Origin of the sequence: Mesorhizobium shangrilense, assembly GCF_040537815.1 — a bacterium.
In the GTDB taxonomy this organism is placed as follows: domain Bacteria; phylum Pseudomonadota; class Alphaproteobacteria; order Rhizobiales; family Rhizobiaceae; genus Mesorhizobium; species Mesorhizobium shangrilense.
Genome location: NZ_JBEWSZ010000001.1, coordinates 3,378,839 through 3,399,500 on the forward strand (window position 1 = coordinate 3,378,839; position 20,662 = coordinate 3,399,500).

Here is a 20,662-nt window from a genome sequence, read left to right on the forward strand (position 1 = left end):
ATAAGAAAGGGCGGCTCGTGGCCGCCCTTTCGAGGTGTCGAAAGCACGCTTCCTACTGGACCGTAAGTTCGGCCCGTGCTCCCGCCTTCACCGTCACCGCGCTTTCCTTCGAGCTGGTATCCGACTTTCCCGCGACGACCACATAGTCGCCAGCCGGTATCGCTGTCTGGTACTTCTGATCATAGGCATAGCCGACGGATTTGCGGTTGCCGTTGACGTCCTTCTTCGGCTCGAAGATCTCGATCTTCTCGGCTCCGGGCGCGGTGATGGCCAGCACGCCGGCGTCCATCGCGACTTTCAGCTCCTGATGCTCACCGACCTTGACGGTGAACGGCTGCTCGACAACCGCCAGATCAACCGTCGCGATCATCACATAGTCGTCAGGCGGCAGCCAGAACTTGCTGTCCGGCCCGTAGGAATTGTCGACATTTTCCCTTGTGCCGTCGATTCCCTTCTTCGCCTTGACGATCTGGAAGTCGATGCCGGAGCCATCGGCCTTGTCGCCGCCGGCAACATAGAATGCGTTGACGTTGATGTTTCCGACGCCGACGATCACATCCTTCCCGATCGTCTTGCCGGCCGCGAGCTGGATGGTTTCGGTAACCGTCCCGCTGCCGATCTTGACCGTGACCTGCTGTTCGCCGGCCGGCACGATGACCGTGGAATTGCCATAGGACGTGGTGCTGCCACCCGGATAGACAAACTCGACCGTCGCGCCATCCAGAACGTCAGCCCCTTCATTCGGCCGCGGATGAATGACGAGCGTGCCGGCATTCAGCGTGAAGACAGGCTTGTAGACCTGGCCAGCCTCGACCTTGAGCTTCTGCTCGGTCTTCACCTCGCCGTCGCGCGCAACAACAAGGTAGTCGCCCGGTTCCAGATTGCCTTTGTATGCCCCGTATTCGGTTGTCACGATGTCGCCGCGCGTGCCATCGGCCTGCGCCTTGTAGATCTCCCACGCATTGCCGTCCGTCAGGGGATCGCCGCCCTCGGCGAGCACAGCAGTTGGCAGGAAATTGAATTCGGGCTTTTCGGGTGCCGGAGCGGCTACAGGCGCAGGAGCGGGTTGCGGGGGAGGCGCTGGCTGTGGCGCGGGCGCCGGGGCCGGGGCCGGGGCAGGCGCAGCCGCGGCGATGGTTTCGACCAACGCGTCGCGCAGCGCCTTCTCGTCTGAAGCCTGGATGTATTTGCCGCCGGTGTTTTCGGCGAGGCATGCGACTTGCCTCCCCTCATCGGCGCTCAGGCCGAAGCCGACGACGTCTGCGGTGAAATCGACCCCGGACGCTTTCAGCTCCTTGCCGAGAGCGCAGGGATCGCCGCCACAGGTTTCGATCCCATCGGTAATGAGCACGACGGTGGCCTTGTCTTCCGTGTATTTCAGCGCTTCCGCTGCTTGCTTGACGGCTGCCGTCAGCGGTGTCTTGCCGAGGAAATTCAGGCCGTCGGCGGCTGTGGTAATCGTGCTTGCCGATCTCGGCTGTGGGGGCACGATGAGCTCGATATCCTCGCAACTGCCCTTCTCGCGATGGCCATATGCCATGAAGCCGATTTCCCTGTCGGCAGGGATCGACTGCAGCACCGTCCTGAGCGACTGACGCGCGATTTCGAGCTTGGGCTTGCCATCGATCTGCGACCACATGGAGCCGGAAGCGTCGAGTATGATGATCACGCGATCGGCGGCAAAGCCGGACACCGTGGTGCAAAGAAGGAGCAGCGCCACGGCGACGCTCCGTGAAAATCCCACCATGTAAATCTCCTGAGAAGCCTCTGGTCCGCAGGCGAAAGCTATTTGAGGCGGCCGCGAGGCACAAGCCCGAGTACAGTCATCGCGCGGCGAGCGATGACTGCAAATGGATGAGGCAAGGCGAGGATTGCAGCATGCACCCGCCGAACAGGAAGCCGGCTCAGTATGTCGTGCGGCGCTCTTCGGACGGCGGCCTGCCGAATTGCAGCCGGTAGCTCTGGGCGAAATAGGAGTGTGACGTGAAGCCGGTGGCGATCGCCACGTCGAGAATCGGCATGTTGGTCTGGCGCAGCAATTCGCGCGCGCGTTCAAGCCTCAACCGCATGTAGTAGCGGCCGGGGGTCACGCTGAGATGGCGCAGGAACAGGCGCTCGACCTGGCGTACCGACAGGCCTGCCGACTTGGCAAGCTGCACTGCCGAGAGCGGCTCGTCGAGATGATCCGCCATCAGTTCGACGATGCGCCGCAGCTTCTCCGACTTGCCGGTCAAGTCACGCTCGGGGCCAACGCGCTGGCGGTCGCCGGCGGAACGGATGCGTTCGTGCTGGAACTGGTTGGCGACGCCATTGGCAAGATTCGAACCAAAATCCCCGCGCACGATTTCCAGCATCAGGTCGATGGAGGTGGTGCCGCCGGCGCAGGTGTAGCGCTTGCGATCGATCTCGAAGACGTTGCCGGTGCAGTTGATGTCGGGAAAGCGCTCGACGAAGCCGGCGCGGTTCTCCCAGTGGATGGTGCAGCGATAACCCTCGAGCTGGCCTGCCTCGGCGAGCAGATAGGATCCGACAGAGAGCGCGCCGAGCGCGTTGCCACGACGGCCCCAACTGCGCAGCGCCGACAGAACCTTGCTCTTGCCGGGAAACTCCGTCGTCAGGCCGACCGAAACGAAGAGAATGTCTACCGGCGGCAGGTCGGCGACGCTGTAGTCGATCTTGAGCGGCAGGCCGTTGGAAGCCATGACCGGATCACCGTCGGCGGACACGGTGGTCCAGCCATAGAAGTCGCGGCCGAGCAGCCGGTTGGCCGAGCGGAACGTGTCGATCGCCGCAGCCAGCGAGAACATGGAGAACTTGTCGACCAGCAGGAAGGCGAATTGCCGGCCACCTTGAACGGTCTCATTCACGGCCGGCCGTTCTGCAGGAACAGTGGGGTTGGGCAAAGCAGGCGCTCTCAGAAGGAGGGCCGTTTCAATCCGGCCGCAAGATAGGCTGAGGCTAGCGTATTGGCCATCAGCATGGCAATGGTCATCGGCCCGACGCCACCTGGAACAGGGGTGATGGCGCCGGCCACCTTGGCTGCCTCGGCATAGGCGACGTCGCCAACCAGGCGCGACTTGCCCTCGCCCTTCTCGGGCGCCGGAATGCGGTTGATGCCGACATCGATGACGGTAGCACCTGGCTTGACCCAGTCGCCTTTCACCATCTCAGGCCGGCCGACGGCAGCGACCAGAATGTCCGCGGTACGCGCGAGCGCCGGCAGATCCTTTGTGCGGCTGTGCGCGATGGTGACCGTGCAGTTGGCGGCAAGCAGGAGATTGGCCATAGGCTTGCCGACGATGTTGGAGCGGCCGACGACGACCGCGTTGAGACCTGACAGGTCCTTGCCGCGCACGCGCTCGATCAGCAGCATCGAACCGGCGGGCGTGCAGGGTACGAAGGCCGTCTCGAGTTCGCCCGTGCCGAGCTTGCCGACATTGATGAAATGGAAGCCGTCGACATCCTTTTCCGGCGCGATGGTCTGGATGACCTTGCCCGCATCGATATGGGCGGGAAGCGGCAGTTGCACCAGGATGCCATTGATGGCGGGGTCGGCGTTGAGCCCGCCGATGATCTTCAGCAAATCCTGCTCGGACGTTTCGGCCGGCAAGGTGTGCTGGACCGAATGGAAACCGCATTCCTTGGCGGTGCGGGATTTGGAAGCGACGTAGACCTGGCTGGCCGGATCCTCGCCGACGATGACAACGGCGAGGCCGGGCTTGGCAATGCCATTCGCGGCAAGCTCGGCCGTCAAGGTCTTGACTATCCGCACCACGTCTTCGGCGACGCTCTTTCCGTCAATCACTTCAGCCATGAACCACCCTGTACACCATTCTGTCCCAAATCGCGCCGCATCTGAAAGACCCGTGCGAGCGTGCTTTAATGCATGTCGACCCAACCACCGCACGCCTTCAGGTCAAGCCCGAGGGCAGGCCTTTGGGGTGACAAGCTGCGTGGCATTTTCACGAAAATTGGGCGGTGCAATCCCGTCAATGCGCCGTCCCATGCCGTTAACTCGAAACAGGCATGTTTTATTCGTGGCTCAGAAGTAGCGCCGGCGTGCGCGGCTCTCCGTGAGCTCCTGGACCGCCTCGCGGAACTCACGCAGGCTGGCGCGGATTTCCTCGATTGGCGTTTGCTGCTCGGCAGCCTCCGAAATCCCAGGATAGGCTACCTGCTGCGGCGCAACGGACTGCGCAGGATCCGGTTGCTGTGGATAGTACGCCGGCCCGGCGTAAGGCGCCGTCGACTGCGGATAGGCATAGCCACCCAGTGGCTGCATCTGCCACGACTGAGCATGCGGATAAGGATAGGCCGGATGTGTGGCCTGCTGCGGCATGATGTTGTCAGTCAGAGGCGGCTCAGCCGTCTGCTGCGGAAGGGGAGCATAGGCGCCTTGCCGCAGCGGTGCGTAATCGGGCTGCGGGGGTGCCATGGGCTTTGCGGCAACAGACGGAGGGATCGGCTGGCTGGGCCGCGTATCGGCGAACCTCTTGCTTGGCGCCTTGGCAGGCATGATCTTGCGGAACACCGAGAACAAAGAACCGAGACGGCTGGAACGATCGGCACGAACCATCTCGATTGGGCCAACGGGCGGGGGCGCCGCCTGATAGGCCTTGTCCTCGAAAGGTGTCCGGCGCTCGTCAGTGCCGCGACGTGACCGCGAATTGGCTGTTTCACGCAGGCTCTCATAGGCGCCGCGCATGGCGCCGAGACCAACGCCGGAGGCCAGGCCCAGCACCAGTCCAGCAAGCGCAATGACAGCGCGCGACGGTCCCTTTGCTTCGAGCGGGGCAACGGCCTCGGTGAGCATATTGATGTTGGCGGTGCTGATGTTCTTCTGCTCGCCGGTTTCCTTGGAGCGCAGAAGATATTGCTCATAGACGGCACGCTTGGCGGTGGCCTCACGCTCCAGCTCGCGCAAGGTGACGAGATCGCTGTTGACGTCACCGCTTTGGACCTTCGCCTGTGCCAGCCGGGAAGCGAGATCCTGTTCGAGCTGGACCGCACGCTTCAGATCGATCTGCAGCGAAGAGGCGATACGGCGCAGTTCCGCGGCGATGCGCTCGCGCGCACCGGCAATCTGGGCGTCGAGAGCCTGAAGCTCGGGATGACGCGGTCCGAGCCGGACTGCGGCGCGGTCGGCCTCCTGCTTCAGCGTCGCATATTGCGAGCGCAGATCACTCATGGTGTTGGAGTTGATCTCTTCCGGCAAGGTACCGGTCAGGACGGAGTTCACATCGATGGAACGCGCCGATGCTGCCCGGGCGTTGAGTTCCAGCGTGCGGGCGCGGGCAACAGAGAGCTGCTCGTTGAGCTTCAGCATCTGATCGTCACTAATCAAATGGCCTTGCGCGTCGACAAGACCATGCGTGGCCCTGAAATCCTCGACTTTGCGCTCGGCCGCTTCGACACCCTTGCGCAACTCGTCGAGCTTGGACGTCAGTTCGTCCGTCGCGCGCCCGGCCATGTTCGACTGGTATTGACCAGTCTCCTGCTTGAAGACGTCCCTCGTCGTATTGGCGATGAGAGCCGACTTCTCGCCATCCTGAGTGGTGGCGCTGATGGAGACGACAAAAGTCTTGCCGGAGCGCTCGACCGACAGGCTCTCGGCCAGATTGCGAACGGCCAGCGCCCGGCGGCGGACGTCGTCGGCGCCGCCGGGCCCATCCTGGCGCGACAGTATCGACCGGACGAGTGACATGACGCCGAGGCGGCCCGAACCCTGGCCGTTGAATTCGGGGTCGTCGACGAGACTGAGCTTGTCAACGACCTTGTTGAGCACGTTGCCGGACGTGAGCATCTTGATCCGGGTTTCGACGACAGCCAGCGCGGCATCGGGCTGACCCACCGCTTGGGTGAGATCCCGGTCGGAAAGCTTGAGGTCGCCCGGCTCGATGACCAGCTCGGTGGTGGCTTCGTATTTCTTGGGCGTCGACAGGGCGATCGCGATGCCCAGCGCCGCGCCCAGGATCGTCGTCGTTACGATCAGCGCCTTCGACCTGGCAACGCCGCGGACCACCAGCATCGGATCGATCAGCGGCTTCCATTGCTGCGGATCTTCGTCGCGAAACGAATGCTCTTCGCCAGCGTATCGGGACTCCGTAGCCATATGGGACTGCGCGGCACCGAAAGCGTTGGCGGCAGTGGGCTGCTGCTGTGGCTGTGTAGCAGTCTGCACGTAACTTGTCGGGCCTGTCTCGGCCGCCAGCAATTCGGCGTTGGAATCGTTCGGCCGTTTCCCACCTAGCCAACCCGACGGCAAGCCGGCCAACCCGGATGATTCCTCCGGCTGGGCGGCTGCTTCGGATGGTATCGGGGGAGCCGTGAACTGTTGGTCAGCGCGAGGCTGGCCAGCCTCAGCGGTCGCAGTCGGTATCGGCTGCGCCCGCGCTTCGCGCCGTGAACGGGCAAGGCGATGGCGCGTGGCGGCATCCTCGCGCCATGACGGGTCTGTCCGATCGCCGATCGACACCAACGAAGCGTCGACGTCCTCCTCGCCGCGCACAGCCTGGCCGAGCGCGAGCAAGGACCGCTCACGCTTCCAGTCTTCACGGTTTTCCCTGTCGACCATTGTCTTTGAGCTTTACTCTTGGCGGCGTGGAGGCGGTCGGCCATTCGTTAAGCCACGCTAAACAGGCATAGGAAACAAAAGGTTAATTTTGGTGGATTGAAAGCAAAGTTCCCCGCCTTGCTTGTGTACTTTTTTCCATTGCACCCAATGGCTTCAGAACGGCACGTTAAGTTTTCCGATCTATCCTTTCGGGACGCATGACACAGGCCAGTGACATACCGCAAAGGCGGCCCCTCGCCCGGATCGGCTCCTTTCTGGCCGAACGACGGAAGCTGCTTCTCGACTATTTCTCGGCGATCAGCGGCGCTGGCGGCCGGCTGGTCTTTTCGCTCGCCTATTTCATCGCACTGGCCAACACGCTGTCGATCTCCGAGTTCGGCATGTTCGCCACCGCGTCGGCGGCCGGCGTGATGCTGTCGCGCATCCTTGCCTTCGGCTTCATCTCGGCGCTTTATCGCACCGCCACGATCCGCCCCAAGCTGATCGGCACGTTCACCGCCGGTTTTCTCCTGCTCGGCGTCGTCTCGCTGCCATTGCTGGCCGCGGCCTCCTACGGCGTCTATCTGATTTTCTTCGCCAGCAACGTGCCGCTGTCGGTGTTCGCGGCAATCGTGTTTGCCGAGGCGCTTTTGTGGCGTCCGGTCGAGGTGGCGCTGATCGTCAACAACGGCCTCGGCAAGTTCGGCCGCGCCGCCTTGCTCACGATCCTGGCGACAGCCTTGCGGGCGCTCGGCGCCGTGCTGTTCATGTTCTCAGCGGAGCGGACGGTTGGTGTCTGGTCCTGGTATTACATCGGCGCCAATGCAGCGTCGCTGCTGCTTGCCTTCGGTTTATTCTACCCGCGCCAGCGCCTGCGGCTGCGGACGGAACTCTATCTGCGGCGGCTCGCCGATTCCATCTATGTAGCCGGCGCGGAAGTGCTGTTCTACCTGCAGTCGGAGTTCGACAAGCTGCTCGTGCTGGCGATCGGCGGCCCGCATCTGGCCGGCATCTACGCCATCATCATGCGCCTGGTCGACCTGACGGCAATCCCCATCCGCACCTTCTCGATGATGCTGGTGCAGCGGATGATGCGAGCACCGGACTTGTTGTCCCGGCTGACGGTCAAGAGCGGCATCGAAGGCGGCGTTTTCCTCGTCTCCACCTCCTCGCTGCTGGCGCTGGGTATCGTGCTGCATTTCTTCCCCAACGCGCTGGGCAAGAATGTCTCCGAAGCCGCGCCTCTGGTGGCACTGGCGATCTGCGTTCCCGGCCTTCGCAATCTTGTCGAATACCAGGCCGAGCTTCTGTTCGCGCGCGGCCAGACGCTGGTGCGGGCAATCAATCTGGGGCTGCTCGCCGGGCTGAAGGCGGTGCTTCTGACCTATGTGCTGACAACCATATCCGACACATCCAATCTGGTGCTGTCGCTGAACGTGGTCTTCCTGCTGATGTATCTCGCTTCGGCGCTGCTCACCTATTCGGCAATGCGCAAGCCGGCGAAGCCGGTCTAGCTGCTGCGGCCTACCGTTCCCGAAACGCCCGATACTCGAAATCAGGCGCCGAGCCCGATCAGCCGGCGGATACGGCCAATGTCCGTGCCGATGAAGGACTGCATGCCGATGGCGACCTGTTCGGGCGCCATGGCCGCGACAAAACTGCGAAATTCGTCGTCCGACAATGCTTCGCCGGTCCAGTGGACACGGCAGAATTCTTCCGAACCGTGGAAATGGCCGGCGCCGCCCAGCACACTATCGACATAGCGGCCGTAGATCATGCATTCGGAGAATTTGCGAGCCGAGCCGATAACCTGAACCCAGTTGCGGCCGTGGATCTTCTCGATCTCGGCGCACATCGCCGTCACGGTTTCGCGACGCCACGCGATCAACGTCGAAATATAGTCATGGGTCGAAACCACGGCTTCGTCGATGCCAAGGGCGGCACCGGCGTTGCGTGACCAGATGCGATGTTCCTCGTGGCCGCTGCCTGCCAGCACGCCATCCCGACGGAACAGGCGCACCTTGCCATTGCGCCGGAAGGCGCCGCAATCGAAGGGCCTGAGGAAGGCGACATCGGAATCGCAGAAGATCAGCACGTCTTCGCTGGCACGCGCGGCGATGGCGATGCGACGCAGCTGCTGTACGTGCCAGCCGCGCAGCGGCATCGTCTTCAGGCTGAGCCAGATACGCCGTCGAAATAGGCTGAGCGGATCGTCGAAGGCATGCAGCCAGCGCGGCAGCAGGTCCCGCTCGTCAACAATCGTGCGACGGTTGTTTTGCAACTGTCGAAACAGGGCCACGTCACGATGTTCGACGAGGATGTAGTGATGCGCCGCACCCGAAACGTGGCGGTCGATGGTCTCGCACAACAGACGGCAACGCTCGAAGTCCGGCGCATAGCTTGCCGTCACGATCGCCGCCGTGGGCGTATTGGGAAGCATGCCGGGTTCGACATCCGCGACTGGAACGAAACGGCTGTTCAAGAGGCCCCTCCGGCGGGATCTCTCCTGCGCGACAATTTCTGGCGGACAACGCGCCAGAGAAACAACGGATTGCCGACCACGTAGCGGCGCCATAGCCGGCCTGGTTCGACCACCAGCCGAAACAGCCATTCGAGCCGTAGCTGGCGCATCCACAAGGGCGCGCGCGGCACTGTTCCGCTGAGGAAATCGAGCAGTGCACCGACGGCGATCGGCAGCGTGCAGTGGCGCTGGTCGATGTGGCGCGCGATCCACAATTCCTGGCGGGGGACGCCCATGGCGACGAGCAGCACGTCCGGCCGCAATTTTTCGATCCGGTCGACGATCCCCTGCTCCTGCGCGGCCGAGAAATAGCCGTCATGGATGACGACGAAAGTGTGCTGCACCGCGAGTGCGGCCAGTTTCACCGAGGCCGCTTCGGCATTGAGCCTGGTCGCGCCGAGAAGCCCAACCGTAAGCGGCCTGGCCGACGCCTGCAGGAAGGCGGGGACGAAATCCGTGCCGTTGAGATTGTCCGGAAACGGCGCACCGTAGAGCAGCTTGGCGGCCACATCGACGCCAACGCCGTCCGGCAGGATGAGAAAGTCGTCGAGCGCCTCGGCAAAGACCGGGTCCGTGTAGGCAATGTTGGCGTTGTGCGCGTTGAGAAAACTGATCTTGGTGAAGCGCCGCTCGGCAACCAGGCGGGCCAGCAGCGCGATCGCGTCATCCCAGCGGATAGCGAGCACCGAGATGCCCAGGATGGTCTTCAGATTGTCGAGGCCAGACGCAGCGCGGGCGGAATGCATGTTCATGCAAAGACCTCCCGCCTGACGGGCCCAAGTTTTTCCAGGCCGTGCCTGATCGCGGTATCGAGCGCCTTGACCTGCCGGCGATGGAATGCGCTGCCATCGACGTCCCTGACGTCGGCCGCCGCGGCCTCCAGCGCGCCGGCAAAGGCTACGGGATCGTCGGTGACCACGCAGTTGGCCGGGCGATGGTCTATGCCGCGCAGCGAGCGGCTTGTCGCGACAGATGGCAGACCCAACTCGAACGTCTCGATGGTCTTGAGCTGCACACCGCTGCCGGCCGTGCTGATCAGTGGGATGACGGCGGCGGAGCGCACAAAGGCCTCGGCGTCCGGCACGCGTCCGACGAATTTAACGCCGGGATGCGTCGAGGCAACGCCCGACGGCACGCTGCCGGCGATCTTGACGCGGAAATCCGGCCGCAGACGCGGCACGACTTTTTCCAGGAACCAGTCGAGCCCGATGCGATTCGGCTGCCAGGTCCAGGTCCCGATCAGCGCCGCGTCGCAATCGATCTGGCGCGGCCCCCTTTGTTTCGGCGCCTGCTTGAACGTCACCAGAGGCAGCACGGTCGAGCGGTCGCCGACCGCGACACCAAGTGCTGCACGATCTTCCTCGGCCAGCGTGAAGACAAAGCGCGCGCGGCGGCAGAGCCGTTCTTCCATCGTCTTGAGCAGGCGTGCCTCGCGGCGAAACAGAAAACGCTGGAAGATGCTGCCGGCGGCAGCCGCGTTCTCCTGCGCCGAGCGATGTTCTACATTGTGGGCCACGAAGATCGATGGCCGGCCGTCGAAGAGCTTTTCGAAGGCGCCTGCGAATTGCACGGAATTCAGCACATAGCCGTCAAAGGGGCCCGCACGCCCTATGGCTGCGAGAACCTCACTGTCAGGGACCGCGCGTAACTTCACCGACGCGAATGTGAGCCCCGACAGCATTGCCTTGGCGACCCAGACGAGTTTCCGCCGCGACGAAGCGTTTTCGGTGCGCACGTCAAGGGCGCCGAGCACGATGGTGTTTTCGGGGTCGACGGGTTCTTTTCCCGGCCAGCTGAAGCCGATGACGGTGACGCGCGCGCCGGCACGCCGCAAGGCGGCGATGATCGCGGCGTTGGCGATCTCGTAGCCCGAGGCGAGAGCGCCGTCAGGCACGATCGATGTGGCGAACAGCAGATGCATCTCACCTATCCTGTGGTGTAGCCGGTAGCAAAGCGCGGTGAACCCTTGATTAAGCGAGCACAATCGAACGCTGGAAGTCCTGGGTTTGCAGGCTTCTCTGTGAAAGGTGATTAACGAAACCTTATCATCGTGGTGCTACCCAGAACCACACTCACCATGTGGCTGGACACGGATGAACCCTTTGCCATCGGACAGTTCGGTATCGATCGCGGGGCGGTCCGCCGGGCTTGTGGCCGAAGCGGTTGACGTCGTCGTCACGCTGCCGACCTTCAAGCGTCCCGAACAGGTGCTGGAAACGCTGGCATCCCTCAAGGCGCAGGAAACCTCGCGGCGCTTCGCCGTCATCGTCATGGAAAACGAAGCCGAGGCGCGTGCCGGCGCCGGGGCGGCGCTGCCGCTGTTCGAGCGTGGCGACGTCCCCGGCATGGTGATCATTGCGCATCAGCGCGGCAATTGCAGTGCCTACAATGCCGGCTGGCAGACGGCGATCCTGCACTTCCCGAACTTCCGGCATCTGCTGGTCATCGACGATGACGAGATCGCCGAACCGCAATGGCTCGAACGCATGTGCAAGGCTGCCGAAACGCTTGGCGCCGATATCGTTGGCGGCCCGCAAGTACCGGTCTTTGCCGATCCTGCCCATGCGAGATGGGCCGAGCATCCGGTCTTCGCGCCGCCCTATCGCGAGACCGGGCGTGTGTCCGCGCTCTATTCGTCGGGCAATCTTCTGGTGGGACGTAATGTGCTGGCCGCCATGGGTCCGCCCTTTCTCGATCTCAAATTCAATTTCATGGGCGGCGGCGATTCCGATTTCCTGAGCCGTTCAGCGCAAAGAGGCTTCGTGCTTGGCTGGTGCGCGGAAGCGAAGGTCTTCGAGACCGTTCCGGCCCGACGTGTCGAAGCCGACTGGATTCGCGCCCGCAGCCTGCGCAACGGCGTGATCTCGACGCTGGTCGAAAAGAAGAAGCGGGCCGGCACCCCGATGGCCAGAACGAAAGTCTTCCTGAAAAGCCTGGCGCTGCTTGCCGCTTCGCCGCTTCGCGGCGTGATCAAGCTGGCTCGGACGGGGTCGCTGGCCGCGGCAGCCTATCCAGTCCATGTCGCACTCGGCCGGGTGCTTGCCGAATTCGGATATGCCAATGAGCAGTATCGGCAGCCTGAGAAGAACTGAACGCGCGCCACTGAGCGCTGTGTTCACACGGGACGGCGTCGCGACCGCAATCGCCGCGCTGCTGTTCACCGTCATCATCGTGTCCTTCCGCCCCTTCCAGCCTGCCGGCGCCGAATTGACGGGCGATGGCGGCGACATCGTCAACCAGCTGGGCTTCGGCTCGCTCGGCGCCGTCTCGATCTTCTCGCTGATGGCCTTCGCCGAACCACGCGTGGTGCGCTCGCTGCTCAGCCCGTCCTGGCTGCTGATGCTGGGCTTCTTCATGCTTTCGGTGGTGATGGCGACGGATCCGCCATCGGCGATGCGTGCGGCGTCCTTCACGCTGATCGGCATCCTGACGATGGCCACCATCCTGGTGCTGCCGCGAGACGCCGAGGCGTTTTCAAGCGTCATCATCTTCTCGGCCTGTGTGGTCATGGGCCTCTCCTATGTCGGTCTTTTCGTGTTCCCCAATGAGGCCCTGCACACGGTGAATTCGACCGAGCCGGAACATGCCGGCCTGTGGCGCGGCGTGTTCACCCACAAGAACATCGCCGGCCCGATCATGGCCTGCTTCAGCTTCGCCGGGCTCTACCTCTTCCGGCGCGGGCGGCGCAAAACCGGTATCGCCATCTTCTGCGCGGCGATGATCTTCATGTTCCACACCGGCTCCAAGACGACAGCGGGCCTGGTGCCGTTTTCGATCCTGATCGTCATGTTTCCGAGCCTGATGGGCATGCGGCTGGGCACACCGATCCTTTTCGCGCTGGCGATCATCGGCACGGCCGTCGGCACGCTGGGCATCGTCTTCCTGCCGCCGGTGAAGCATCTGGCTGCTGTCTATTTCCCGGACCTGACCTATACCGGGCGCACCACACTGTGGGAGTTCGCAGGCAGCATGCTGGCGAAGAAGCCATGGACCGGCTACGGCTATGAAAGCTTCTGGGGCACGCCGCTGCTGCTCAACCAGGACCAGCCCTTCGACCGGCCCTGGGATATTCGCACCATCGTGCACGGCCATGACGGCTATCTCGACATCGCTGTGCTGATGGGCATTCCCGCACTTTGCGTTGCCATCTACACCTTCCTTATCGCACCGCTGCGCGACTACATGCGCATTCCCCTGCGGAAGGAAAACATCTACCTCGGCGACTTCTTCATGATGGTGGTGCTGTTCACGGCGCTCAACGCCTTCCTCGAAAGCTTCTTCTTCCATCGCGGTGACCCGGTCTGGCTGTTTTTCGTGCTCGGCGTGCTCGGCCTCAGACAGGTGTCTCTACGGCCAATCGCGGTGCGCGATCCATCCTGACAGCGGCTTTCGCACTGATGCGCGAGCGTCGCGTTTCTTCGCACATGATCCCGAAAATCGATTTCGATTTTCGGGGTCATGCGCTATGTGAAAGCCTTCTTTCGGAGGGCTTCCATGACGATCAAGCTTGTTCTCGCCGGCTGCGGCAATATGGGTTACGCCATGCTTTCGGGCTGGCTGAAATCCGGCAAGCTGGCGCCATCAGCGGTTTTCGTGGTCGAGCCCAATGCCGAATTGCGCCAGCGAGCCGAGGCGCTCGGCTGCGGAACCGCGGCGGATGCAGGCGCGATCCCGGCCGATGCCGTGCCGGCGCTCATCGTCATCGCCGTGAAGCCGCAGGTGATCCGTGACGTGACGGCCGCCTACAAGCGCTTCAGCGATGGCCGCACCACGTTCGTAAGTATCGCGGCAGGTACCCCCGTCGCCACGTTCGAGGCGGTCCTTGGCGATCGCGCGCCGATCATGCGCTGCATGCCCAACACGCCGGCGGCCATCGGCAAGGGCATGATGGTGGTGTTTTCCAACAAGCTGGTCTCGGACGACACAAAGCGTTTCGTCGCCGACCTGCTGTCGGCAAGCGGAGAAGTGACCACCATTGACGACGAAGGCCTGATGGATGCGGTGACGGCGGTGTCCGGATCAGGCCCCGCCTACATCTTCCACTTCATCGAAGCGCTGACGGTTGCCGCCGAGAAAGCCGGCCTGCCTGCCAAGACCGCCAAGCTGCTGGCCATGCAGACAGTCTATGGCGCCGCCTCGCTCGCGGCCGAAAGCCATGAGGAGCCGGGCGTGCTGCGCCAGCAGGTCACCAGCCCCAACGGGACGACGGCGGCGGCGCTCGGCGTGCTGATGGGCGAGGACCGGCTGACACATTTGCTGACTGAGGCGGTTGAAGCGGCGCGGTTGAGGTCGATCGAACTGGGGAAGTAGGGCCTCCGGCTCTATCCTTCAGCCTGCCCATACAGCATCTCGTCCTGCAGCCGGCGCAAGGCGAACAGCCTCGTTGTCTGCTCGGGAGCCGCATTATCCATGGTCAGCAACTCGCCTTTCCCGACCGGCTTCAGCACCTTGCCGCCTTCCAGCAGGCCGACTGGCACGGCGCGTTGCGCACGGGCCTCGCCCACGGTCATGGTCCATGAGCGGTAGCAGGTCTCGCCGATCGCATCGAACGTCTCGCCGGCAGCCAGATCGCGCTTGGCCACCGCGCAGACCTCGGCTACCGGCTTCGGCAGCGGCACCATGTCCGGCTTGCCGAAGAGCATGATGCGCGCAGCCGTCAACGGCACTTCCAGTGATGTCAGGTGATAGGGCCGGAAGAGGCTGTAATAGGGGCCGTGCCCGATATGCAGATCGTCCATGCGCTCGATGATGCGCGGATGCGTCGCCTCGACGATGACAAAGACGCCGGGCGCCACACCCTTGCCGACGGTGTAGTCGACGACGCCCTTCTTCAAGAGAAGCCCGCCGGCCTCGCGTGGGATCAGCACCTTGGCGAGATCATCGCGATCGGCCTTGGGTCCATGCATGCCGGGAACATCGGGCACCAGCCCGGTGGCGTTGGCAATGGCGCACATCTCGACCATGGTTTTCGAGCCATCGACGAACTCGACGAGCATGCGCGGGTTCATGTTGCGGCGTATCGCTTCCTCGCGATAGTCGTCGGGCACGGCGTCGTGATTGAGCGGGTTGTTCTTGCCCTTGCCAGCCGAGACGATGGTCAGGCCAAGCGCTGAGGCGAACTCGATCAGTTCCATGCAGCTTGACGGCTCGTCACCGGCGCCAACCGAATAAACAACGCCAAGCCGATCGGCCTGCTGCTTCAGATAACAGCCGATGGTGACGTCGGCCTCGACATTCATCATCACCAGATGCTTGCCGTGCTCCATCGCCATCAGGTCGAAATCGGCGGCAACACCGGGTTTTCCGGTGGCGTCGATGACGACGTCGATTAATGGGTTGGTCACCAGCATTTCGTTGGAGGTGATGGCGATCCTGCCGCTCTCGATCGCCTGGGTGACCTTCGACGGCGTGCCAGCCTCAACCGCCATCGCCTCGTCGCCATAGGCGATGCGGATGGCGTCGCGCGCGGTGTGCGGGCGGCGGGTCGAGACGGCGCAGACCGAAATACCCGGCATCAGCATGCCCTGCGTCACCAGATCGGTGCCCATCTCGCCGGAACCGATGACACCAATGCGCACCGGGCGGCCCTCGGCGGCGCGCTTTGCGAGATCGCGGGCAAGCCCGGTCAGGGCGACATTGGTCATACTGGAGCGTCCACTGCTTCTTGATCCAAGGTCGGATTAGCAGGGATCAGGCCCGGCTTGCCAATGAAACCGGCAGCCGGCGGCAATTTCCAACAAATTCATTCCGACGGACGCAGTCGTTTGGGTGAGTGTGCCCGGGCCGACCGCGGGTCTATTGGCCCAAAGGGATACCAATTGACATTGTTGCGAACAGCAACAATAAAACATTCGTTCGCTAACAAAGGCAAATGTTCACCGTCACATCCAAGTCGGGGAGCGTTTCGCATCGCGTTGGGTTGGGGAGTGCCTCTGTACCGGAACGGCAACAGAGGCTTGGTTGAAATCAACGGAGCATCGTTGTGAGGCATCGAGCCGATAGATCGATGCTCCAGGGGGAGGAAGAATGGACACTATTCTCGCGGGCCTCAAAGGGGCCATCGACACGCTTGGCCCGACGATCCTGCTGCCGATCGTCATTTTCATCATCGCCGTGGTTCTGGGCGCCAAGGTCAGCAAGGCTTTTCGCGCCGCCGTCACCATCGGCGTCGCCTTCATCGGCATCAATCTGGTGCTTGGTCTCATGTTCACGTCGATCGGCGACGTTGCCAAGGCCATTGTCACCAACACCGGCATCCATCGTGACATCATCGATGTCGGCTGGCCATCGGCCGCGGCCATCGCTTTCGGCTCGTCGGTCGGCCTGTGGGTCATTCCGGTCGGCATCCTCGTCAACATCGTGCTTCTGCTGACGCGCATGACCCGCACGCTCAATGTCGACGTCTGGAATTTCTGGCATTTCGCCTTTGTCGGCTCGCTGGTCGTCGCCGCGACCGACAATCTGGCTTACGGCATTGCGGTCGCAGCACTTGTCGCCGCGCTGTCGCTGCTCTTCGCCGACTGGTCGGCGCGCGCGGTGCAGCAATTCTACGGCGTGCCCGGCATTTCCGTGCCGCATCTCGCTTCGGCGCAGATCCTGCCGATCGCCATAGTGCTCAACTGGATCATGGACCGCATTCCCGGAATCAACCGCATCAACATCAACACCGACACCATCGAGCGCCGGTTCGGCGTGTTCGGCGAACCGGTTGTGATGGGCCTCATCATCGGCCTCGTCCTTGGCGCGATCGCCTTCTACAATGCGGGTGATCTCAGCGTGGTGCTGGCCAAGGTTCTGGGCACTGGCATGACGCTGGCCGCGGTCATGCTACTGCTGCCGCGCATGGTGAAGATCCTGATGGAGGGCCTGCTCCCGGTTTCTGACGCAGCCCAGGCGTTCGTGCGCAAGCGCACCGGCGACCGCGAACTTCTCGTTGGCCTCGATTCCGCGATCCTGATCGGCCATCCCGCGGCGATCTCGTCGTCGCTGATCCTGGTGCCGATCGCGATCGTCCTGTCCATCATCCTGCCGGGCAACCGCGTCATCCTGTTCGCGGATCTCGCGGTCATCCCCTTCATCGTCGCCATGACCGCGCCATTGGTCAAAGGCAACGTGTTCCGCATGGTGGTGATCGGCACGGTGACGCTGGCGATCGGCTTCTACGTCGCCAATGCACTGGCGCCGCTGTTCACCAGCGCTGCCGTCGCATCGGGCTTCAAGCTGCCGGCGGAGGCCTTGCAGATCACCTCGGTCGTCGACGGCTTCCTGTGGGTGCCCTATGTGATCATCGAAGCGATCCAGGGACTTGGGCTCATCGGCATCGTCGTCATCGCCGTCGTCATCGCCGCGCTGTTCGTCCTCTACCGCCGCAATCCGCTCGGCTGGGAGCGGGCCGCTGGTGCGGAGGATGAGCCTGTGGAAGGCAAGGCTTGAACCTCATCGCGCCTTGAATTTGAAACGATCGTGCGCCCTTTACGGGCGCACGATTCTTATGGACGGAGCAAAAAACATGTCTGATGGACTCATGCATTTGCTGGACCCGGAAGCGATCGTGCTTGGATCCGATGCATCGACCAATGAGCAGATCATCCGCATCCTGGCCGGCAGGCTTGAGATGCTGGGCTACGTCAAGAGTTCCTACGCCGACGCGGTCGTGCGTCGTGAAATGACGATCCCGACCGGGCTGCCCCTGGAGCGTCCAGACAATGTCGCCGTGCCGCATACAGACCCGGAGCATGTGCTGAAGCCAGGGATCGCCATGGGCACGTTGAAGACGCCCGTCACCTTCGCCAACATGGAAGACCCCGACGAGAAGCTGCCGGTGGGCTTCGTGTTCCTCCTTGCCATCAACGACAAGGACAAGCAGATTGAAGCGCTGCAGACCGTCATGGCAACGATCCAGAACCCCGCCGCGCTCGATGGCCTGAGGACGGCCAGGACGCTTGAAGACGTGCGTGCCGTGCTCGGCTGAAACAAGGAGATTTAGATATGTCCAGACAGAAAACGATTCTCTTTGCCTGCGGCACCGGCATCGCCACCTCGACGGCCGTCAACGTCGCCGTCACCGAGGAAATGAAGAAGCGTGGCCTCACCTTCAATGCACAGCAGGCAAAGGCCACCGAAGTGCCGTCGTTGGCCGACAATGTTGACTTCATTGTCGCCACCACGCCGATCTCCGCCTCGGTGACCAAACCGGTGATCAAGGGCCTCGCCTTCCTTACCGGCATCGGCAAAGACAAGGTCCTCGACGAGATCGAGGCTCAACTGCGCAAGTAGCAGGCCACGCCGAGGCCATACAGCCTCGGCGACCGCTGTTGTGCTGGGAACAGTCCTATGGCTGATCCACGCTTTCCAGGAAACGGGCGAAGATCGGATTGAAGCGGTCCGGCGAATCCCAGAACGGCGCATGGCCGGACTTGTCGATCAGATGGGTCTTGCCTTCCCACAGGTTGGAAAACGTCACCCTCGCGACAAAATCGGTGTTGACGAAGGGCTCGTCGATGCCGTTGAGAACGGCGAGCGGCGGCGTCTTGCCGGCGACGATCTCGCGTTGGTTTCTGCCACTTCCGGCAGCAAACTTCTCGAACATCAGGCGGCGCGCCCGACCGTCGGTTCGCGCCACCGTGTCGATGAGAAAGGGCTCGAACGGCTCGCCACAGGTGCTGCGCGCATAGGCCTCGACATCGGCGGCGTTGAAGATTTCCTGCCCGGCAAGGTGCATATGTGGGCTCGACTTGAAGCCGTTGCCGACTTCCTCCGGCGCCACGGGCGGCGTGCCGGTGATCATCAGGCCGAGCAACCCGGGAAAACGATCGATCATCTCAAGCCCGATATGGCCGCCGAGCGACCAGCCGAAGACAATGGCCTTGTCGACGCCGAGCAGTCCGAGCACTTCGGTCATGGCATCGGCATAACCTTCCATGCTGTAGGAGCGCTGCGGATCAAGCGCGTCGCCGGAGGCCCCGTGGCCAGGCAGATCGGGCGCGATCATGTGGTAGCGCTCGCCCAGCGGACCCTCCAACTGGCTGCGGAAAACGGCACTGGAAGAGGAGTTGCCATGGACGAGCAGGACGGCAGTTCCACTTCCGCCAGTCTCTCGAACGGCGATCTTGCCGTGGCTGGTTTCAAGAATTTTCTGAGAAATCGCCATGTCCTGCTCCGCCTCGAGTTGCCTTGTTTTCAAGCATTTGCGCAATAAATCGTCACTGCGGTCCGGTCCAGTCCGAGAATATTTTCCTACCCGCACACGCTGAAAATTCCTTTTCAAATAAGATCATTTGTGCGTAGATTGTCAATTATCAAACTCCCGAAGAATGGGAGGCAAAGAGGGAACAAGACGATGACACCGAAATCCACAGCGAACAGAATCCGCAATATTCTCATGAGCACGGCCTTGATCGGCGCGTTCGCCACGACGAGCGCCTTCGCCGATGTCGTCAAGATCGGCCTGCTCGCGCCGCTCACCGGCCCCGCCGCCGCGGACGGACAGGAATTCCAGCGCGGCGTGCAGATGGCCATCGACGAGGCGAACGCGGCCGGCGGCGTTGCCGGAAACACGTTTGAACTGGTGGTCGGCGACGTCAAGGATCAGTCCGCCGGCAATGTTACCAGCGCCGTCGAGCGCCTGCTTGGCGACCCGGGCGTGCATTTCATGCTGACCGGATACGCCAGCCTGACGAATTTCGAGATCGACAACATGGCCGAGGCGGAAATGCCGTACATGCTTGCGGCAACCTCGCAGCAAACCAAAGACATCATCGCGCCGAGCCCAGACAAATACATGTGCTGCTGGTCACTGACACCTTCCTTCGACGCCTACAACACCGACGTGACCCTGTTCGTCGAGAAGCTTGCGGCCGACGGCAAGATCACCTTGCCGACCAAGAAGGTAGCCATCATCTCGTCGGACAATGCCTATTCGAAGACCATCTCGGAGGGCATGAAGAAAACCTTCAAGGAGAAGGGCTGGACCATCACCGTCGACGAGATCGTACCGTTCGGCGAGGTGACCGACTGGCGTTCGATCCTTGCCAAGGTGCGCGAGAACGTGCCGGATGTGGTCATCAACACCGACTATCTGCCGGGCAATTCCGCCTCCTTCCTGAACCAGTTCCTGGAGCAGCGGACCAAGAGCCTCGTCTTCCTGCAGTATGCGCCGAGCGTTCCGGAATTCGTCGAGCTCACCGGCAAGAAGTCGGACGGCGTCATCTACAATCTACTCGGCGGCGCACTGACCACGCCGAAGAACCCGCGTGCCGATGAGGTGGCGGCCAAGTTCAAGGCCAAGTACGGCGTCGAGAGCGGCACCTATGGTGTCGGCCTCTACGAGATGACCAATGTCTATTTCGACGCGGTCAAGAAGGTCGGCGGCGCATCCGACCACGCGGCGATCATGAAGGCGCTGTCGGAAACCGACAAGCAGGTCGCCGAGGGACGGCTTAAATTCGATCCCGCCACCCACCTTGCCACGCAAGGCGACGACTACATTCCGATCACCTTCTTCCAGATCTGGGACGGCCAGCGCACCCTGATCTCCCCAGAGAAATACGCTACCGGCGCCTTCAAGCTCCAGCCCTGGATGAAATAAC

General features: G+C 62.6%; 17 protein-coding genes. 8 read left to right on the top strand and 9 right to left on the bottom strand.

Going from position 1 to position 20,662, the window contains the following annotated elements; all coding sequences use genetic code 11:
- Positions 1 to 52: 52 nt before the first annotated feature.
- The 4 genes from ABVQ20_RS16550 to ABVQ20_RS16565 all read right to left on the bottom strand — a co-directional run bounded on the left by ABVQ20_RS16550 (position 53) and on the right by ABVQ20_RS16565 (position 6,574).
- On the bottom strand, positions 53 to 1,747 hold the full coding sequence (locus ABVQ20_RS16550; RefSeq protein ID WP_354460590.1) for a vWA domain-containing protein: 1,695 nt from the start codon (positions 1,745 to 1,747) through the stop codon (positions 53 to 55).
- A gap of 157 nt (positions 1,748 to 1,904) precedes the next feature.
- A complete protein-coding gene (locus ABVQ20_RS16555) occupies positions 1,905 to 2,903 on the bottom strand; it encodes a GlxA family transcriptional regulator (RefSeq protein ID WP_354460591.1) in 999 nt (332 codons plus the stop codon).
- An 11-nt stretch (positions 2,904 to 2,914) separates the two neighbouring features.
- A complete protein-coding gene (gene folD / locus ABVQ20_RS16560; protein WP_354460592.1) occupies positions 2,915 to 3,814 on the bottom strand; it encodes a bifunctional methylenetetrahydrofolate dehydrogenase/methenyltetrahydrofolate cyclohydrolase FolD in 900 nt (299 codons plus the stop codon).
- Positions 3,815 to 4,042: 228 nt separating this feature from the next.
- Positions 4,043 to 6,574: a Wzz/FepE/Etk N-terminal domain-containing protein gene (locus tag ABVQ20_RS16565; RefSeq protein WP_354460593.1), complete on the bottom strand. Its 2,532-nt coding sequence runs from the start codon at positions 6,572 to 6,574 to the stop codon at positions 4,043 to 4,045.
- Between the two features lie 197 nt (positions 6,575 to 6,771).
- Between ABVQ20_RS16565 and ABVQ20_RS16570 the strand changes: the two genes are divergently transcribed.
- Positions 6,772 to 8,067: a lipopolysaccharide biosynthesis protein gene (locus ABVQ20_RS16570; RefSeq protein ID WP_354460594.1), complete on the top strand. Its 1,296-nt coding sequence runs from the start codon at positions 6,772 to 6,774 to the stop codon at positions 8,065 to 8,067.
- Between the two features lie 41 nt (positions 8,068 to 8,108).
- Here ABVQ20_RS16570 and ABVQ20_RS16575 read toward each other — a convergent pair whose 3' ends face one another.
- Genes ABVQ20_RS16575 through ABVQ20_RS16585 form a run of 3 tightly spaced genes read right to left on the bottom strand, consistent with a single transcriptional unit; the run spans position 8,109 to position 10,995 of the window.
- Positions 8,109 to 9,035 (bottom strand): DUF6492 family protein, encoded by a 927-nt coding sequence (locus ABVQ20_RS16575; RefSeq protein ID WP_354460595.1) that lies wholly within the window; start codon positions 9,033 to 9,035, stop codon positions 8,109 to 8,111.
- The gene (locus ABVQ20_RS16580; RefSeq protein ID WP_354460596.1) at positions 9,032 to 9,826 is read right to left on the bottom strand and encodes a WecB/TagA/CpsF family glycosyltransferase; all 795 of its coding nucleotides are present in this window, start codon (positions 9,824 to 9,826) and stop codon (positions 9,032 to 9,034) included. The genes ABVQ20_RS16575 and ABVQ20_RS16580 overlap by 4 nt, the downstream gene beginning before the upstream one ends.
- On the bottom strand, positions 9,823 to 10,995 hold the full coding sequence (locus ABVQ20_RS16585; protein ID WP_354460597.1) for a glycosyltransferase: 1,173 nt from the start codon (positions 10,993 to 10,995) through the stop codon (positions 9,823 to 9,825). The genes ABVQ20_RS16580 and ABVQ20_RS16585 overlap by 4 nt, the downstream gene beginning before the upstream one ends.
- A 172-nt stretch (positions 10,996 to 11,167) precedes the next feature.
- On the opposite strand from ABVQ20_RS16585, the gene ABVQ20_RS16590 reads away from it, so the two are divergent.
- From ABVQ20_RS16590 to proC, 3 genes are all read left to right on the top strand, one after another.
- Complete coding sequence (locus tag ABVQ20_RS16590) at positions 11,168 to 12,166, top strand: glycosyltransferase family 2 protein (protein WP_354460598.1); 999 nt, start codon at positions 11,168 to 11,170, stop codon at positions 12,164 to 12,166.
- Complete coding sequence (locus ABVQ20_RS16595) at positions 12,135 to 13,454, top strand: O-antigen ligase family protein (protein WP_354460599.1); 1,320 nt, start codon at positions 12,135 to 12,137, stop codon at positions 13,452 to 13,454. Before ABVQ20_RS16590 ends, ABVQ20_RS16595 begins: the two co-directional genes overlap by 32 nt.
- Positions 13,455 to 13,568: 114 nt before the next feature.
- Positions 13,569 to 14,384, top strand: coding sequence for a pyrroline-5-carboxylate reductase (gene proC, locus ABVQ20_RS16600; protein ID WP_354460600.1), 816 nt, complete (start codon positions 13,569 to 13,571; stop codon positions 14,382 to 14,384).
- An 11-nt stretch (positions 14,385 to 14,395) separates the two neighbouring features.
- Here the strand turns inward: proC and ABVQ20_RS16605 are convergent, their stop codons facing one another.
- On the bottom strand, positions 14,396 to 15,718 hold the full coding sequence (locus ABVQ20_RS16605; protein WP_354460601.1) for an NAD(P)H-dependent oxidoreductase: 1,323 nt from the start codon (positions 15,716 to 15,718) through the stop codon (positions 14,396 to 14,398).
- Positions 15,719 to 16,100: 382 nt separating this feature from the next.
- Between ABVQ20_RS16605 and ABVQ20_RS16610 the strand changes: the two genes are divergently transcribed.
- The 3 genes from ABVQ20_RS16610 (at position 16,101) to ABVQ20_RS16620 (ending at position 18,350) form a co-directional block, all read left to right on the top strand.
- Positions 16,101 to 17,507, top strand: a complete 1,407-nt coding sequence (locus ABVQ20_RS16610) for a PTS galactitol transporter subunit IIC (RefSeq protein ID WP_354460602.1) — start codon at positions 16,101 to 16,103, stop codon at positions 17,505 to 17,507.
- A gap of 76 nt (positions 17,508 to 17,583) precedes the next feature.
- Positions 17,584 to 18,045: a PTS sugar transporter subunit IIA gene (locus tag ABVQ20_RS16615; protein WP_354460603.1), complete on the top strand. Its 462-nt coding sequence runs from the start codon at positions 17,584 to 17,586 to the stop codon at positions 18,043 to 18,045.
- Between the two features lie 17 nt (positions 18,046 to 18,062).
- Complete coding sequence (locus tag ABVQ20_RS16620) at positions 18,063 to 18,350, top strand: PTS sugar transporter subunit IIB (RefSeq protein ID WP_227348960.1); 288 nt, start codon at positions 18,063 to 18,065, stop codon at positions 18,348 to 18,350.
- A 55-nt stretch (positions 18,351 to 18,405) separates the two neighbouring features.
- On the opposite strand, the gene ABVQ20_RS16625 is transcribed toward ABVQ20_RS16620, so the two are convergent.
- A complete protein-coding gene (locus tag ABVQ20_RS16625) occupies positions 18,406 to 19,224 on the bottom strand; it encodes an alpha/beta fold hydrolase (RefSeq protein WP_354460604.1) in 819 nt (272 codons plus the stop codon).
- Positions 19,225 to 19,455: 231 nt separating this feature from the next.
- Here ABVQ20_RS16625 and ABVQ20_RS16630 point away from each other — a divergent pair, with 231 nt between their 5' ends.
- Complete coding sequence (locus tag ABVQ20_RS16630; RefSeq protein ID WP_354460605.1) at positions 19,456 to 20,661, top strand: ABC transporter substrate-binding protein; 1,206 nt, start codon at positions 19,456 to 19,458, stop codon at positions 20,659 to 20,661.
- Position 20,662 lies beyond the last annotated feature (1 nt).